Origin of the sequence: Streptomyces sp. YIM 130001 (genome assembly GCF_003574445.1) — a bacterium.
In the GTDB taxonomy this organism is placed as follows: domain Bacteria; phylum Actinomycetota; class Actinomycetes; order Streptomycetales; family Streptomycetaceae; genus Streptomyces.
Window position 1 is genome coordinate 218,383 of sequence record NZ_KZ984554.1, and the last position, 15,501, is coordinate 233,883.

Here is a 15,501-nt window from a genome sequence, read left to right on the forward strand (position 1 = left end):
GGGCTCAGTGGCGGCGTACTCGTCCGGCCACCGCGTGCCCGATGAACAGATAGACCACGGCCGCGAGGCCGTAACCGGCCACGACGCGGGCCCACTCCTCGTCGAAGGTGAACAGGTCGTGCGACCAGCCCGCCAGCCAGCGGGCCGAGTCATGGGCGAACTGCACCAGTTCGTTGGCGGGGTTGGCGTCCAGGAGGTACATCAGGATCCACAGCAGGATGACGGCCGCGAGGATGTCGGCGACCAGCGCGATGACTTTTCCGGCCTTGTGGGTGCCGCTGCGATGCGAGGACATATACGGCGGGTAACCGTTCCGGACCGGAGGGAAACGCGGCGGTCGCGGATCGGCTGATTCACCTACGGCCCTTGCGGTAGGCGGCGCGTACCCCGGACGGGCTCGCCCGAGTGGCGGAGCGAGGGGCGCCGGGCGAGGCTGCGAACTGTGCCCGGCCGGCGAGTGCCGGCCCGGGTCTTCCCGTTCCCAGGAGGTCCGTCGTGCCCAGTGCTGTGCCGATACGCAGGCTCTTCGTCGCTCTCACCCTGTGCTGTGCCCTGCTCGCGGGCACCACCGCCTGCGGCGGGGGCAGTGGGGGAACCAAGGCCGAGGGCCGCACCGCGAAGGTGGCGGCGGTCGCCGAGCCCACTCCGACGCCCAGCGCTTCGGTGAAGCGGCAGAAGCTCGCCAAGACCCGCTTCGTGGCGAACGCGGGGCTCGCCGCCGGGGCCGCGTACCAGTGGATCATCAAGCCCGCGAAGGCCGGCAAGTTCAAGAAGGGCGCGAGCGGCCGCAGGTTCGCCATGATCAAGGCAGGTCTCGCCGGCGCGTTCACGTACAACCGCCTGAAGGCGGCCTCGAAGAACGCGAAGGGTGACCCGACGCTCTCCAAGGCGGTGGCGCCGCTGACCGCCGGCATCGAGTCCCTCAAGGACCTGCCGTCCAAGCTCCGCAAGGGGCAGGGCACCGACTCGGCGGCCGGAATCTTCGACGATGTGATCAACAAGGTCAAGGGCGCGGGCAAGGACGCGGGCGCCGAGGTCGTCGACAAGGTCCCGTCGACCAAGCAGCTCACCGGCGGCTGACCGGGCCGCACGGCGTCACGCCGCTGGGAACGGCCTACGAGTTCAGCTCGGCCAGAACGCGCAGCGAGTGCGGATCGGGAGACAGGGCGAGCAGGTCGGTGACCGGTCCCTTGCGCCACAACTCCAGGCGCTCCGCGATCCGTTCACGAGGTCCGACCAGCGAGATCTCGTCCGCGAAGGCGTCCGGGACGGCCAGTACGGCCTCCTCCCGGCGCCCTTCGGCGAACAGCTGCTGCACCCGCCGCGCCTCCTCCTCGAATCCCATCCGGGCCATCAGGTCGGCGTGGAAATTGCGCGCCGCGTGCCCCATCCCGCCGATGTAGAAGCCGAGCATCGCCTTCACCGGCAGCAGCCCCTCCGCCACGTCGTCGCAGACCGTGACCCGCGCCATGGGGGCGATACGGAAGCCCTCGCGCAGGTCGGTCAGGGACGCCTCGTACACGTCGGCGCGCATCGGCGACCAGTACAGCGGCAGCCAGCCGTCCGCGATACGGGTGGTCTGGGCGATGTTCTTCGGGCCCTCCGCGCCGAGCAGGACGGGCAGTTCGCGGCGGAGCGGGTGGGTGATCGGCTTGAGGGGTTTGCCGAGGCCGGTGCCGTCGGGGCCGTTGTAGGGGTGGGAGTGGAAGCGGCCGTCGAGCGCCACCGGCCCCTCGCGGTCAAGGACTTGGCGGATCACGTCGACGTACTCGCGGGTCGCGGTCAGCGGGCTCTTCGGGAACGGCCGCCCGTACCAGCCCTCCACCACCTGCGGCCCGGACAGGCCGAGACCGAGGGCCGCCCGGCCGCCCGAGAGGTGGTCGAGGGTGAGCGCGTGCATCGCGGTCGCGGTGGGGGTGCGGGCCGCCATCTGGGCCACGGCGGTGCCCAGTTCGATCCGCGAGGTGTGTGCGGCGATCCAGGTGAGCGGGGTGAAGGCGTCGGAGCCCCAGGCCTCGGCCGTCCACACCGAGTGATAGCCCAACCGCTCGGCCTCCTGGGCCAGTTCGAGGTGACCGGGGTCCGGTCCCCGGCCCCAGTAGCCGAGTGCGAGGCCTAGCCGCATGAGTCCTCCCTGGTCGGTCGCTGGACCGGCATCCGATTCTGACGCCCCGTCAATTCGCCCGAACTGTACGGCGGGGTACGGGACATGGCAACGGTGTCCCGGTGCCGGGAACGGCCGAAGGCCCCGTCCGCAGGGGACGGGGCCTTCGGTGTGCTGCTGAGCGGGCGTCGGCAATCAGCCGCGCTGGATGCCCGTGGTGTCCTGCAGGACACCACGACGGCCGTCCTGGGTCTGGGCGACGAGGCCGGGGCCGCGCTGCTCGACCGCGAGGTACCAGGTGCCGGGCGCCAGCTCGGCGATCGGCGCCGGGTTGCCGTCCTCGGCGTACAGCGGACGCGGGACGGGGACCGCGAACCAGAACGGGGAGAAGTCGCCCTGCGGGGGCGCCGGCTGCTGCTGCGCCTGCTGCGGAGCCTGCTGGCCCATCGGCTGGGGACCGCCCTGCGGGCCGGGCCCGCCGAACGACTGGCCACCCTGCTGCGGCTGGCCGCCGAAGGGCTGGCCCTGCTGCTGGGCACCCGGGTAGCCGTAACCGCCCTGCGGCTGACCGCCGTAGGGCGGCTGGCCACCCTGCGGGCCGGCCGGGCGCGGGGCGCCCAGGAGGCCGGCCTTGAGGGCGGGGACCAGCGGGGTGGCGACCGCGGCGGCGGCCAGCACGAGCGCGGCGATCAGGCCGAGGATGAGGCCGATGCCGAGGTCCGGGCCGTCGGCGCTGGAGCCGCCGACGTTGTTGGCGCCGCCGCTCGGGTCGAGGGCGTTGGCGATCGCGCTCCAGGCCGAGAACACGGCGAAGGCGATGCCCAGCTGGCCGAGGTCGAGGCCGGCCACCTTACGAGGCTGCGGCGTCGCGCGGCCCACGATGATGAGCGCGGCACCGATGATTCCGGCGAGGGTGACGCCCATCAGTACGGGAGCGCTTTCCCAGGCGTTGGGGAGCTCGAAGTCGCTCGGGGCGTCCTCGACTGCGTAGATGTCGAGGAAGGAGGCGATCAACAGCAACACCGCTGCTGCGATCACCGCGCCGTCGCCTCGCGTGAGAGAGCGGAAATTCACTTCGGATCCTTTGTCGTCGGTCGTCGGTTCGTAAGGCGTCGCTGTCGCCGTCACAGGGTGCGAAGCGCGGGGGTGGCCACCCATGCTACGGATGACACTATCGCCCGGTCGGCTGGGGTGTCTGCTCTGTATAAAGACCTCGGAGCACTACCCCTCGAGGAACCCGGCGATGCCCGAGGAGATGCCGTTCGCCGCCTTCTGGCGCCAGTCGGCGCTCTTCACGAGAGCGGCATCCTTCGGGTCGCGCATATTGCCGCATTCGACGAACACCTTGGGCACCTTGGACAGATTGAGCCCGCCGAGGTCGTCGCGGACGTCAAGTCCCGTACCCGAACCGATGTAGTTGGACGGTTTGCTGCCCGTGCTACGGACGAAACCGCCCGCGATGCGCGCGCCCAGGTCGCGCGAAGGCCCGGCGATCCTACCGGTGTCGGCGGCGCCTCCGCTCACCTTTGCCGGGGTGATCACGTGGAAGCCGCGGTTGCCCGCGCCGGAGCCGTCCGCGTGCAGGGAGACGACGGCGTCCGCGTTCGCCTCGTTGCCGATGCGGGCGCGCTCGTCCACGCAGGGGCCGTGATTCCGGTCGCCGTCGTGCGTCAGGCGGACCGAGGCGCCCTGCTCGCGGAGGGCGTCGCGCAGGCGGTGCGCCACGTCGAGGGTGAACTCGGCTTCCGTGTAACCGTCATTGGTGGAGGTGCCCGTCGTGTCGCACTCCTTGCGGTTCGTCCCGATGTCGACGAGGCGGGCGATGTCCTTCGGATGCCGGAAGTTGTTCGGATTGTGACCCGGGTCGATGACGACGACCCTGCCCTTGAGGGGGCCGTCCTTCTCCGGCGACTCCGCGCCCGCTTTGTCGCCCTTGTTGTCGTCCTCGCCCTTGTCTCCGGAATGTTCCCGGGACGGTGACGGGCTGCGGCTTCCGGGGGCCTCGGTGCTGTCCGCGGTCGGGCTCGCCGTGGACTGCGCCCCGGTGGATGCGCCCTGCTCTTCGGACCCGCTCGTCACCTGCCACAGGAGCCACCCCGCGAGGCCGGCCGGCACCAGCGCGGCCACGGCCACATAGGCGCCACCACGGCGGAACGGACGGCGACCGGTGGGGGGCGGGCTGTCGGGATCGTCGTACGACACGCCTCAGAGGGTAGGCCCTGGCCGCTCGACCGGTGCGAAGAGTTCTCAGATCCCGGGCCGCGTACGCCTCAGTACGCGCAGGGAGTTCGTGACGGAGATCTCATCGAAGGCACCGGATTCCAGAGCGCGCCGATAGATCCGGTACGGGGCCTGGCCGCCGTCCGCCGGGTCGGGGAAGACGTCGTGGATGACGAGCAGGCCGCCCTGCGCGAGGTGCGGCGCCCAGCCCTCGTAGTCGCCGGCCGCGTGCTCGTCGGTGTGGCCGCCGTCGATGAAGACGAGGCCGAGCGGGCTGTTCCAGACACGGGCGATCGCGGGGGAGCGGCCGACCATCGCGATCACGTGGTCCTCGAGGCCGGCCCGGTGCAGCGTGCGGCGGAAGGTGGGCAGGGTGTCCATCAGGCCGAGCTCGGGGTCCACCACGGTCGGATCGTGGTACTCCCAGCCGGGCTGCTGCTCCTCGCTGCCCCGGTGGTGGTCGACGGTGACGGCGCTCACGCCGCCGCTCCGGGCGGCATCGGCCAGCAGGATCGTGGAACGTCCGCAGTACGTGCCGACCTCGAGCAGCGGCAGGCCGAGTGCGGCGGCCTCGGTGGCCGCGGCGTGCAGAGCGAGGCCCTCGTCGGCGGGCATGAACCCCTTGGCGGCCTCGAAGGCGGCGAGAACTTCCGGCCCGGTCCCCAGGTTCATGGCGTTCCTCCTGGTCGTACGCGTATGAGGAGGCCCCATGCTGCCGTACGGCCGGGGCGGTCCCGAGGTGGGGGCGGCCGAGCGGCCGTGCATCTGACCTTCCGTCAGAATGAAACGTGTTCTACTCTGCGCCGCATGGGGATCGGAATCACGCAGGAACACCGTGAACTGGCCGATGCCGTACGCGGCTGGGCCGCCCGCGCCATGCCACCCGAAGAGACCCGTAAACTGCTCGACTCCGCCGCGCCGCCGGGCCGGCCCGGCTACTGGGACCAGGCCGTCGCCCAGGGGCTCACCGGCATCCACCTGCCGGATCAACTGGGCGGCCAGGGCGGTGACATGACCGATCTGGCCGTCGTCGTCGAGGAGGCCGCCCGGGGCGCACTGCCCGGCCCGTTCCTCGCGCATGTGCTGGCCGCGGCACTGCTCGCCCGCGCCGGAGCGGGAGAGCTCGCCACCGTGGAGCGCATCGCCGCCGTGGCGCTCGGCCCCGGCTCCCTCACGGCCGTCGTGGACGGTGACGGGCTCGTACTCGACGGCACCGCCCCGCCCGTACTCTCCGGCGCCGAGGCCGATCTGCTGCTGCTCGCCGCGGAGAGTGCCGAGGGGACTGTGTGGGCCGCGGTCGACGCCGGGACGCTCGCCGTACGCGCTCAGGAGAGCGCCGACCCGACCCGGCCGACCGCCGAGGTGCGCGCGGACGGCGTCCGGGTACCGCGGTCCCGGCTCCTGGACCTCGACACGGCTCTCGTACGGGACTTCGCCGGCGTACTCCTCGCCGCCGACGCCTGCGGCACGGCCGACTGGGCGCTCGCCACCGCCACCGAACACGCCAAGGTGCGCGAGCAGTTCGGACGCCCCATCGGCCGCTTCCAGGCCGTCAAGCACCTCTGCGCCGACATGCTGGTCCGCCTGGAAGCGGCCCGCGCCCTGGTCTGGGACGCGAGCCGGGCGCTCGACGACGCGGCCCCGGACGTCCGCGGACTCACCGCGGCACTCGCGGCCGGCAGTGCTCTGGACGCCGCGTACTCCTGCGCCAAGGACTGCGTGCAGGTCCTCGGCGGTATCGGATTCACCTGGGAGCACGACGCCCATCTGTATCTGCGCCGTGCCGTGGTCGCCCGGCAGCTGCTCGGCGCCGGTGACACCCACCGGCTGCGCGCCGTACGACTCGCCGCGTCCGGAACGCGACGTGCTCTCACCCTCGAACTCCCCCCGGAGGCGAGCGAGTTCCGCGCCGGTGCCCGGGAGGCCATCGCCCCCGCCGCGGGCCTCGCCCCGGCCGCCGCCCGCCGTCTGCTCGCGCCCACCGGGTACGCGGCCCCGCACCTGCCCGAGCCGTACGGACTCGGCGCGGGGCCCGTCGAACAACTCGCCGTACAACAGGAGTTGGCCGAGGCCGGAGTCCGGCCGAGTGAACTGGGCATCGCCACCTGGGTGGTCCCGTCACTGATCGCCTACGGCACCGCCGAGCAGCAGGACCGCTACCTCGGCCCGACCCTGCGCGGGGAACTCCTGTGGTGCCAGCTGTTCAGCGAGCCGGGCGCGGGTTCCGACCTGGCGTCCCTGACCACCCGGGCCGAACGCACCGCGGACGGGCGCTGGCGGATCAACGGCCAGAAGGTGTGGACGAGCGCCGCCCAGTGGGCCGACCACGGCATCCTGCTCGCCCGCACCGACCCCGATGCCCCGAAGCACAAGGGGCTCACCTACTTCGTCATCGACATGAAGCGCACCGACGGCATCGACATCAGGCCGCTCAAGGAGATGACCGGCGACTCCCTCTTCAACGAGGTCTACTTCGACGACGCGCTGCTGCCCGCGGACGCCGTCGTCGGCGAGGTGAACGACGGCTGGCGGGTCGCCCGCAACACGCTCGGCAACGAACGGGTGCACATGGCCGACCAGTTGACGTTCGACACCGGACTCGAGGCGCTCATCGACCGCTCGGGCGACCTGGACGGCGCCTGCCGGGCGCGGATCGGTGCACTCGCTGCCGACGCCCACGCGCTCGGCTGCATCTCGCTGCGCACCACGCTCCGGCAGGTCGAAGGCGCCGATCCAGGGCCGGGAGCCTCCGTGCGCAAGCTCGTACAGACCGTCCACCAGCAGCAGGTCGCCGAGCTGGCGCTCGAACTCCTCGGTCCGGAAGGGGCGTTGCGCGAGGGGCCCGGCGAGCGGGCCGTGCACGGCTTCCTGCTCGCCCGCTGCCTGACCATCGCGGGCGGCACCACCCAGGTTCAGCTCAATGTCGTCGCCGAGCGCATCCTCGGCCTGCCAAGGGACTGAGACTTATGAAGGCGTACCTCGTCGGTGTGGGCATGACGAAGTTCGAGAAGCCCGAATCGCGCGACTGGCAGTACTGGGACATGGCCGAGGAGGCCGGCGGCAAGGCGCTCGACGACGCGGGCATCGCCTACGACCTGGTGGAGCAGGCCGCCGTCGGCTACTGCTTCCAGGCTTCCACCGCAGGTCAGCGCGCGGTCTACACACTGGGCCTCACCGGCGTGCCCGTCTACAACGTCAACAACAACTGCGCGACCGGCTCCACCGCCCTGATGATGGCCCGCCAGTTCGTCGAGGGCGGCAACGACTGCGTACTGGCCCTCGGCTTCGAGGAGATGGCGCGCGGCGCGCTCGGGGGCGGCGGCGACGGCGGGGACTTCAAGACCTCTCCCGTCGCCCGCCACTACGGCATCATGGCCGCCGGGCACGGCTTCGAGATGACCCCGCCCACCGCGCAGATCTTCGGCGACGCGGCCCGCGAACACATGGAGCTCTACGGAACGACGCCCGCGCAGCTCGCCGCGGTCGGCGCCAAGAACCACCGGCACTCGGCGGGCAACCCGTACGCCCAGTTCCAGGACGTCTACGAGGTCGACGAGATCCTCGCGGCCAGGACCGTCCACGAACCCCTCACCAAACTCCAGTGCTCGCCGACGTCCGACGGAGCCGCGGCCGCCGTGGTCGCCTCCGAACGCTTCGTGGAACGCCACGGACTCGGCGATCGTGCGATCGAGATCGCCGCACAGGCCATGACGACCGACACCGAGGAGTCGTTCGCCTCCGGGACCTGCATCGACGTCGTCGGCAAACCCATGTCTCGCGCCGCGGCCCGGCAGGTCTACGAGCGTGCGGGCCTCGGCATCGAGGACGTGGACGTCGTCGAACTGCACGACTGCTTCTCCATCAACGAGCTGCTCACCTACGAGGCGCTCGGCATGTGCGCCGACGGCGAGTCCGGCAAACTCGTCGAGTCCGGCGCGACGACGTACGGCGGACGCTGGGTGGTCAACCCCTCAGGCGGGCTGATCTCCAAGGGCCATCCGCTCGGCGCGACCGGTCTCGCGCAGGCGGCCGAACTGACCTGGCAACTGCGCGGAACCGCCGGACCACGGCAGGTGACGGGAGCCAGGACCGGCCTCGCGCACAACATCGGGCTCGGCGGCGCCGCGGTGGTGACCCTGCTGCGCAAGGCGTAACAGGGGTGCGGGACCGGGGTCCTAGGCCCGACGTCGTACAGCGGCTGCGTCGAAACCCCGATGCACCGCGAGGCCGGTGCCTGGGACCATGTCCGTCATGGTCCAGACGCCCACAGACACTTACCTCGCCGCGCCCGTGAAGTCCCCGCCCCTGTGGGCGGTCGTCCTCGCAGCCTGCGCAGGGCAGTTCCTGGTCGTCCTCGACGTGTCCGTGGTCAACACCGCGCTGCCGTCGATGCGGGCCGACCTCGCGATGAGTGCCGTGGGCCTGCAGTGGGTCGTCAACGCCTACTCCATAGCCTTCGCCGGCTTCATGCTGCTCGGCGGCAGGGCCGGCGATCTCTTCGGACGCAAGCGGATGTTCCTGGTCGGTCTCGGCCTGTTCACCGCCGCCTCGCTCGCGGGCGGGCTCGCGCAGGAGGGCTGGCAGCTGCTCGCCGCCCGCGCCGTGCAGGGGCTCGGGGCCGCCGTGCTCGCCCCCTCCACCCTGGCGCTGCTGACCTCGGCGGTGCCCGAAGGGCCGGCGCGGGTGCGGGCGATAGGGACCTGGTCGGCGGTCGGCGCCGGTGGTGGTGCGGCCGGCGGTCTGGTCGGAGGCGTGCTGACCGATCTGCTGTCCTGGCGCTGGGTGCTCCTCATCAACGTGCCGATCGGCGTGCTCGTACTCGCCGCGGGTGTCGCCTGGCTGAGCGAGGGCGCCACCGACCGCGGCAGGCGCCTGGACCTGCCCGGCGCGGTCCTCGTCACCGCAGGACTCGCCACCCTCGCCTACGGCATCGTGCAGACCGAGATCGAGGGCTGGACGTCCACCACCACCCTGGTGCCGTTGATCGCCGGGCTCCTGCTGCTAGGCGGCTTCCTGCTCGTCGAGGCGCGTACCAGGTCACCGCTGATGCCCCTGAAACTGTTCCGGGTGCGGTCGGTGTCGGCGGCGAACGCGGCGATGTTCGTGTGCGGCGGCGCCATGTTCTCCATGTGGTTCTTCATGACGCTCTACTCCCAGAACGTCCTCGGCTACTCGGCCATGATCGCGGGCCTCGCCCTGATCCCCAGCTCGCTCAGTGTGGTCGTCGGCTCCAAGGTCGCCCCGCGTCTGATGCCCGTCGTCGGCGCCAAGAACGTCTCCATGATCGGCATCGTGGTGGCGGCGGCCGGATTCGGCTGGCAGTCGACGATGACCGCCGACGGTGCCTACGTCACCTCGATCATGCTGCCCGGCGTCCTGATGATGCTCGGTGCCGGACTGGCCTCCACCCCGCTCGCCTCGCTGGCCACCTCGGGCGCGGCCCCCGGCGACGCGGGTCTCGTCTCGGGACTGATCAACACCTCCAGGACGATGGGCGGTGCGCTCGGCCTCGCCGTGCTCTCCACGGTGGCCGCGTCGGTGAGCGCCGGGTCCGACAGCGGCCAGGCGCTGACCGACGGCTACGCGGCCGCCTTCCGCACCAGCGGAATCATCCTCGTCGTCGGAGTCGTCCTGATGCTCTTGTGGATGCCGGGCACCCGCTCCGACCGGGCCACGGTCCGCAAGGACTGACGCACGACCCGTCCGCGGGCTCAGAGCCAGCCCTGGCTGCGCGCTTCGCGGAGGGCCTCCATGCGGTTGCGGGTGCCGGTCTTGCCGATCGCCGACGAGAAGTAGTTGCGGACCGTCGACTCCGACAGGTGCAGGCGGCCGGCGACGTCGGCGACCGTCGCTCCGTCCGCCGCTGCCTTCAGCACGTCGCACTCCCGCTCGGTGAGCGGGTTCGGTCCTGCGCTCAGGGCCGCCTTCGCGAGCGCCGGGTCGATCACCGTCTCGCCGCGCAGCACCTGCCTGATCGCCTCGGCGAGATCCTCGACGGGGCCGTCCTTGACCAGGAAACCGGCCGCCCCCGCGTCCATCGCGCGGCGCAGATAGCCCGGCCGCCCGAAGGTGGTGAGGATCAGGACCCGGCAGTCCGGGCACTCGTCGCGCAGGTCGGCCGCCGCCTCGAGGCCGGTGCGGCCCGGCAGTTCGATGTCCAGGAGCGCGACGTCCGGCCGGTGCGTGAGCGCCGCGTCCACGATGGCGTCACCCGTGCCGACCTGGGCCACGACCTCGATGTCCGGCTCCATGCCGAGGAGCAGGGCGAGTGCGCCGCGCATCATTCCCTGGTCCTCGGCGAGCAGGACTCTCAACGATTTCCTCGGGGGCCGTTCCTCGGGCATCTCGTCCACGGGGTCAGCGTACGGGCGCCGGGCGGACCGTGCAGGTCACCGCAGATCCGGGGTGCTGTCCACCGGCACGTCCGCGGTGACCCGGAAGCCGCGTTCCGGGGCGGCGCCGGACTCGAGCGTGCCGCCGACCGCGGCGAGCCGTTCGGCGAGCCCGCGCAGTCCACTGCCCGGGTGCCCGGTGGCGGCGTCCTCCCAGGCCGTCACCGGGTCCGGGCCGCGGCCGTCGTCCGTGAACACCAGGCGGATCCGGTCGTCGGTCCTGGACACCTCGATCTCGCAGCGTTCGGCACCGGAGTGCCGTACCGCGTTGGTCACCGACTCGCGCACCACCCAGCCGAGCAGGGCCGCGATGCCGGAGGGGAGCGGCGGACCCGACTGGCGTACGACGGTGGCGATCCCGGCGGCGCCCAAGGCGTCGCGGGCGCGGTCGAGTTCGGAGCCGAGACTGCCCTCGCGGTAGCCGGTGACCGCCTCGCGGATCTCGGCCAGCGCGTTCCGGCCGACGGTCTCGATGTCGGCGACCTGGTCCATCGCTGCGTCCAGGTCGCGCGGGCCGAGGCGGCGGGCGGCCTCCGACTTCACCACGATCACGGACAGGGTGTGCCCGAGCAGATCGTGCAGGTCGCGGGAGAAGCGCAGCCGCTCCTTCTCCACGGCGCTGCGGGCCAACGCCTGGCGGGTCTCGCGCAGTTCGACGATGGTCTCGGAGAGGCTGAGCAGGGCGGCCGCGACCAGTCCGCTGATCAAGCTGCCGTAGCCGATGGTGACCGCGTCGAGCGGGCCGTTGCGTAGTCCCGCGACGGTGGCTCCGGCCCCCGCGAGGAGTACGAGGGTGCCGGCCAGCCACCTGCCGCGCAGTACCGCACCGCAGGCGAGCGAGAGCAGCGGGATGAACATCAGCCAGCCGCCGCCGTGCATGGTGATCGCGAGGGAGAACGTCACGATGCCCATGGCGGCGAGGGCCGCGATGGTGAGGGGATGGCTGCGGCGTTCCGGGTCGAAGGAGCGGAACACCACGAAGATGTACAGGGTGTTGAAGACGAACAGGCCGACGCCGCCGACGACCGGGTTCGGCGTCTCGCTGCGCAGCACGTTCGAGACCGCGCCCATGCAGAGCAGCAGGAACGGCAGGTAGGCGAACGCGGTACGCGGCGCGCCGGGGCCTGGTGGTCGGCGCAGCAGACCGCCGAGCCGGCCTGTTCCCTTCATGCAGTCCATCGACCCCATTGAAGCGCTGTCCGGCGCGGTGGTCGCGCAGGGGGCGTCGGTGTGTGCGGCGGGGGCCGTTCCGAGGGTCTTCGTGGGACGCCGGCCGTCCGTGGTCCGGGGCGTGGCGTCCGCTGTCGCGGCCGGGGTGGTGTGGGCGGTCTGCTTTTTCGCTTCGGTCGGTTCGGTCGGTTCGGTCGGTTCGGTCGTTCCAGGGCGGATGTCCGTGGTCCAGGTCATGTCCACGACGCTACGGAGCCCGGCGGGCGGCGCGGCAGATCCGGCCGTCCGGTCCTCGGCAGGACAAATGTCCTGGGCGGCCGGGCAGCGGGAGCCCGGTGTGCGCGGCGATTGCCGTCAGCAGGACCAGATCTGACATCCAGTCAGGAGTATTCACAACTGCCGGGCGCTGCGTTATACATGGGGCCAACCGGCCTAGAACGCGTTCTAGAACCAGGCGGACGGCGGACCGGGCCGGTCCAGGACGACCTCGGTGCGACCGACGGTGCGGACGGCCGCACCGAGGTCTTGGACCAACCCGCACACCCGCACGCCGCCGGCAGCCTCGCCGCCTCACCAAGGAGCAGCGTCCACATGCCCATCGATGCCGCCAAGGCCGTAGCCGCCGCGCCCCGTCGTGCCGAACTCGTCTGGGGCCACAAGGACATTCAGCTCTACCACCTGGGCCTCGGCGCCGGCACGCCCGCCACCGACCCGGACGAACTGCGGTACACCCTCGAGTCCCGGCTGCACGTACTGCCGAGCTTCGCCGCCGTCGCGGGCGGCGGCATGGCCAGCCAGGGCGGACTGGCCGCCCCCGGTATCGACGTCGACCTCGCCAAGGTCCTGCACGGCGGCCAGAAGGTCACGCTGCACCGCCCGATTCCCGTACAGGGCAAGGCGGTTCAGGAGGCGAGCGTCGCCGCCGTGTACGACAAGGGCAGTGCGGCCGTGGTCGTGCTGCGCGCCGAGGCCCACGACGACGACGGCCCCCTGTGGACCTGCGACAGCCAGATCTTCGTACGTGGCGAGGGCGGCTTCGGCGGTGAACGCGGCAGCTCGCAGCGCCAGGACCCGCCCGACCGTGCACCGGACCGTACCGTCGACGTCCCCGTGCGCGAGGACCTCGCCCAGCTCTACCGCCTCTCCGGCGACTGGAACCCGCTGCACGCCGACCCCGAGTTCGCCGAGCTGGCCGGCTTCGACAAGCCGATCCTGCACGGCCTGTGCACGTACGGGATCACCCTGAAGGCCGTGGTGGACACCGAACTCGGCGCGGACGTCTCCCGAGTCCTGTCGTACGGCACCCGCTTCACCGGAATCGTCTTCCCCGGCGAGACCCTGCGGGTGCGCATGTGGCGCTCCGACGGCCGGGTGCAGGTCACGGTCACCGCCGTGGAGCGCGAGGACGCGGCCGTCCTGTCCGACACCGTCGTCGAGCACAGCTGACCCATGCAGGCCTGTCGTCCGGACCGGCGCGGGGCCGCGTCTCGGACGACCATCCCGATCCGAAGGAGCCGCACCGATGCGCGCAGCCGTACTGCACGAGACAGGCCAGGACAAGCTCGAGGTCGTGGATGATCTGGAGGCGGTGGGCTTCGGCCCCGGGAAGGTGCGGATCCGCGTCCGCGCCACCGGGCTCTGCCACTCCGACCTCTCCGCGATGAACGGCGTACTGCCCCAGCCGGCCCCCTTCGTCCCCGGACACGAGGGTGCGGGCGAGATCCTCGACGTCGGCGACGGCGTCACCTCCCTGAAGCCGGGCGACCGGGTTCTGATGTGCTGGTTGCCGGCCTGCGGAGCGTGCCCGTCCTGTCTGCGCGGTCAGACCCAGCTCTGTCTGGCCGGCTTCATGAACGCCGGGGTGCCCAACTTCAAGCGTTCCGGCAGTGACGTCTTCGGCTTCGCCGGGACCGGGACGTTCGCCGAGGAGGTCGTCGTCGATGCGGCCTGCGCGGTGCCGATTCCCGACGACGTGCCCTTCGACATCGCCGCCCTGATCGGCTGCGGAGTCACCACCGGGCTCGGCGCCGCCGTCAACACCGCTGATGTGCAAGCCGGTTCGTCGGTGGTGGTGATCGGCTGCGGCGGAGTCGGGATCTCCGCGATCCAGGGTGCGCGGCTCAAGGGGGCGGCCCAGATCGTGGCCGTGGACCCCGTCGCGTCGCGGCGCGAGGCCGCACTGCGCTTCGGTGCGACCGAGGCGGTGGCCCCCGACGCCCTCGACGACGCCAAACAGCGGATCACCGCCGGTGAAGGCTTCGACTACGTCTTCGAGGTGGTCGGCAAATCGGCCACCGCACGCGTCGCGTACGACACCACGCGGCGCGGCGGCACGCTCTGCGTCGTCGGCGCGGGCGCCCTCGACGACTTCCTGCAGCTCAATATGTTCGAGCTGTTCTTCGACGAGAAGCGGATCCTGCCCTCGATGTACGGCGGCGGGGACGTCCTCACCTCGTACCGGCGCTCGATCGCGCTGTGGCGGGCCGGCCGTATCGATCTGGCCGGACTGATCACGCACCGGGTGCGGCTGCCGGAGATCAACGAGGCCCTCGACCAGATGCGCACCGGCGTGAGCCTGCGGACCTGTATCGAGCTCTGAACCGTCCGACCGCGCCACCGCTGCCGTGCTTCCTGCTGAAAGGACCCGGATCCGCCATGTCACTTCCGCTTGAAGGCCGTTCGGCCGTCGTCACCGGTGCCGGCCGCGGCCTCGGCAGGGCCGAGGCGCTCGAACTCGCCCGCCTCGGCGCGAGCGTCGTCGTCAACGACTTCGGACAGCCGGGCCGCGACGGTTCGGGCGCCGCATCGGAGGGTCCCGCCGAGGAGGTGGCGGCCGAGATCCGCGCCTCCGGCGGCCGGGCCGTCGCCCACCGGGGAGACGTCGCCGACCACGAACAGGCCCGCGCCCTGGTGCAGTTGGCGGTCGACACGTACGGCGGGCTCGACGTCCTGGTCAACAACGCGGGCATCCTGCGCGACCGGATGGTCTTCTCGATGAGCGAGGAGGAGTGGGACTCGGTGATCCGGGTCCACCTCAAGGGCCACTTCAACACCACCCACTTCGCCGCCGCGCACTGGCGGTCCCGCTCCAAGGAGGCGGGCGGCCCGGTCTACGGACGGATCGTCAACACCTCGTCCGAGGCCTACCTCGCCGGGTCCGCAGGCCAGCCCAACTACGCGGCGGCCAAGGGCGGCATCGTCGGCCTCACCACCTCGACCGCGCTGGCCCTCGGCAAGTACGGGGTGACCGCCAACGCGATCTGCCCGCGCGCCCGGACCCGGATGACCGAGGACGTCTTCGCCGGCTTCGCCGAGCCCTCCGACGACGGGCTCGACCCGCTCGCGCCCGAGCACGTCGCCCCGCTGGTCGGCTATCTCGCGGCGCCCGCGGCCGACCGGGTCACCGGCCAACTCCTCGTCGTGCACGGCGGGTTGGTCGCCGTGATGGAGCGCCCCCGGGTGGCGGCCAGGTTCGACACCGCCAAGGAGGCCTTCACGTACGAGGAGTTGGACGAGCTGCTCTCCCCGTACTACGCGCAGCGGCTGCCGCAGGAGACCTTCGCGGCGGCCGAGGTACTGGGCCTGAAGCACGAGCCGCAGGGCTGACCCGAGGCG

The 15,501-nt window shown here is 71.7% G+C and carries 14 protein-coding genes; 7 read left to right on the plus strand and 7 right to left on the minus strand.

Annotation, left to right across the window (positions count from 1 at the left end; all coding sequences use genetic code 11):
• Window positions 1-4: 4 nt before the first annotated feature.
• Window positions 5-295, minus strand: coding sequence for a hypothetical protein (locus DSC45_RS14735; RefSeq protein WP_119290936.1), 291 nt, complete (start codon window positions 293-295; stop codon window positions 5-7).
• Between the two features lie 200 nt (window positions 296-495).
• Between DSC45_RS14735 and DSC45_RS14740 the strand changes: the two genes are divergently transcribed.
• On the plus strand, window positions 496-1,080 hold the full coding sequence (locus DSC45_RS14740) for a hypothetical protein (RefSeq protein WP_119290938.1): 585 nt from the start codon (window positions 496-498) through the stop codon (window positions 1,078-1,080).
• Window positions 1,081-1,114: 34 nt separating this feature from the next.
• Here the strand turns inward: DSC45_RS14740 and DSC45_RS14745 are convergent, their stop codons facing one another.
• The 4 genes from DSC45_RS14745 to DSC45_RS14760 form a co-directional block, all read right to left on the minus strand.
• Complete coding sequence (locus DSC45_RS14745; RefSeq protein ID WP_119290940.1) at window positions 1,115-2,125, minus strand: LLM class F420-dependent oxidoreductase; 1,011 nt, start codon at window positions 2,123-2,125, stop codon at window positions 1,115-1,117.
• A gap of 174 nt (window positions 2,126-2,299) precedes the next feature.
• Complete coding sequence (locus tag DSC45_RS14750) at window positions 2,300-3,178, minus strand: hypothetical protein (protein WP_119290941.1); 879 nt, start codon at window positions 3,176-3,178, stop codon at window positions 2,300-2,302.
• 147 nt (window positions 3,179-3,325) lie between these two features.
• Window positions 3,326-4,306, minus strand: a complete 981-nt coding sequence (locus DSC45_RS14755) for an N-acetylmuramoyl-L-alanine amidase (protein WP_119290943.1) — start codon at window positions 4,304-4,306, stop codon at window positions 3,326-3,328.
• Window positions 4,307-4,351: 45 nt separating this feature from the next.
• Entirely contained in the window at window positions 4,352-4,996 is a 645-nt protein-coding gene (locus tag DSC45_RS14760) for a class I SAM-dependent methyltransferase (RefSeq protein WP_119290945.1), read from the minus strand.
• A 135-nt stretch (window positions 4,997-5,131) separates the two neighbouring features.
• Between DSC45_RS14760 and DSC45_RS14765 the strand changes: the two genes are divergently transcribed.
• The 3 genes from DSC45_RS14765 to DSC45_RS14775 all read left to right on the plus strand — a co-directional run bounded on the left by DSC45_RS14765 (window position 5,132) and on the right by DSC45_RS14775 (window position 10,015).
• Entirely contained in the window at window positions 5,132-7,285 is a 2,154-nt protein-coding gene (locus tag DSC45_RS14765) for an acyl-CoA dehydrogenase family protein (RefSeq protein WP_119290947.1), read from the plus strand.
• A gap of 5 nt (window positions 7,286-7,290) precedes the next feature.
• On the plus strand, window positions 7,291-8,478 hold the full coding sequence (locus tag DSC45_RS14770) for a lipid-transfer protein (protein ID WP_119290948.1): 1,188 nt from the start codon (window positions 7,291-7,293) through the stop codon (window positions 8,476-8,478).
• A 97-nt stretch (window positions 8,479-8,575) separates the two neighbouring features.
• Window positions 8,576-10,015 carry an MFS transporter gene (locus DSC45_RS14775; RefSeq protein WP_119291255.1) on the plus strand — a complete coding sequence of 480 codons (1,440 nt, stop codon included), beginning with the start codon at window positions 8,576-8,578 and terminating at the stop codon, window positions 10,013-10,015.
• Window positions 10,016-10,035: 20 nt separating this feature from the next.
• On the opposite strand, the gene DSC45_RS14780 is transcribed toward DSC45_RS14775, so the two are convergent.
• Window positions 10,036-10,668, minus strand: coding sequence for a response regulator transcription factor (locus DSC45_RS14780; protein ID WP_119291257.1), 633 nt, complete (start codon window positions 10,666-10,668; stop codon window positions 10,036-10,038).
• Window positions 10,669-10,713: 45 nt separating this feature from the next.
• The gene (locus DSC45_RS14785; RefSeq protein ID WP_119291259.1) at window positions 10,714-11,886 is read right to left on the minus strand and encodes a sensor histidine kinase; all 1,173 of its coding nucleotides are present in this window, start codon (window positions 11,884-11,886) and stop codon (window positions 10,714-10,716) included.
• 591 nt (window positions 11,887-12,477) lie between these two features.
• On the opposite strand from DSC45_RS14785, the gene DSC45_RS14790 reads away from it, so the two are divergent.
• From DSC45_RS14790 to DSC45_RS14800, 3 genes are all read left to right on the plus strand, one after another.
• Window positions 12,478-13,332, plus strand: coding sequence for a MaoC family dehydratase (locus tag DSC45_RS14790; RefSeq protein WP_119290949.1), 855 nt, complete (start codon window positions 12,478-12,480; stop codon window positions 13,330-13,332).
• A 76-nt stretch (window positions 13,333-13,408) separates the two neighbouring features.
• On the plus strand, window positions 13,409-14,485 hold the full coding sequence (locus DSC45_RS14795; RefSeq protein ID WP_119290951.1) for a Zn-dependent alcohol dehydrogenase: 1,077 nt from the start codon (window positions 13,409-13,411) through the stop codon (window positions 14,483-14,485).
• Between the two features lie 56 nt (window positions 14,486-14,541).
• A complete protein-coding gene (locus tag DSC45_RS14800; protein ID WP_119290953.1) occupies window positions 14,542-15,492 on the plus strand; it encodes a 3-oxoacyl-ACP reductase in 951 nt (316 codons plus the stop codon).
• Window positions 15,493-15,501: the final 9 nt, after the last annotated feature.

Coding starts and splice junctions, on each gene's coding strand:
- DSC45_RS14780 (WP_119291257.1), bottom strand. CDS start 10,668: ATGCCCGAGGAACGGCCCCCGAGGAAATCGTTGAGAGTCCTGCTCGCC.
- DSC45_RS14735 (WP_119290936.1), bottom strand. CDS start 295: ATGTCCTCGCATCGCAGCGGCACCCACAAGGCCGGAAAAGTCATCGCG.
- DSC45_RS14775 (WP_119291255.1), top strand. CDS start 8,576: ATGGTCCAGACGCCCACAGACACTTACCTCGCCGCGCCCGTGAAGTCC.
- DSC45_RS14765 (WP_119290947.1), top strand. CDS start 5,132: ATGGGGATCGGAATCACGCAGGAACACCGTGAACTGGCCGATGCCGTA.
- DSC45_RS14745 (WP_119290940.1), bottom strand. CDS start 2,125: ATGCGGCTAGGCCTCGCACTCGGCTACTGGGGCCGGGGACCGGACCCC.
- DSC45_RS14800 (WP_119290953.1), top strand. CDS start 14,542: ATGTCACTTCCGCTTGAAGGCCGTTCGGCCGTCGTCACCGGTGCCGGC.
- DSC45_RS14785 (WP_119291259.1), bottom strand. CDS start 11,886: ATGAAGGGAACAGGCCGGCTCGGCGGTCTGCTGCGCCGACCACCAGGC.
- DSC45_RS14770 (WP_119290948.1), top strand. CDS start 7,291: ATGAAGGCGTACCTCGTCGGTGTGGGCATGACGAAGTTCGAGAAGCCC.
- DSC45_RS14760 (WP_119290945.1), bottom strand. CDS start 4,996: ATGAACCTGGGGACCGGGCCGGAAGTTCTCGCCGCCTTCGAGGCCGCC.
- DSC45_RS14790 (WP_119290949.1), top strand. CDS start 12,478: ATGCCCATCGATGCCGCCAAGGCCGTAGCCGCCGCGCCCCGTCGTGCC.
- DSC45_RS14795 (WP_119290951.1), top strand. CDS start 13,409: ATGCGCGCAGCCGTACTGCACGAGACAGGCCAGGACAAGCTCGAGGTC.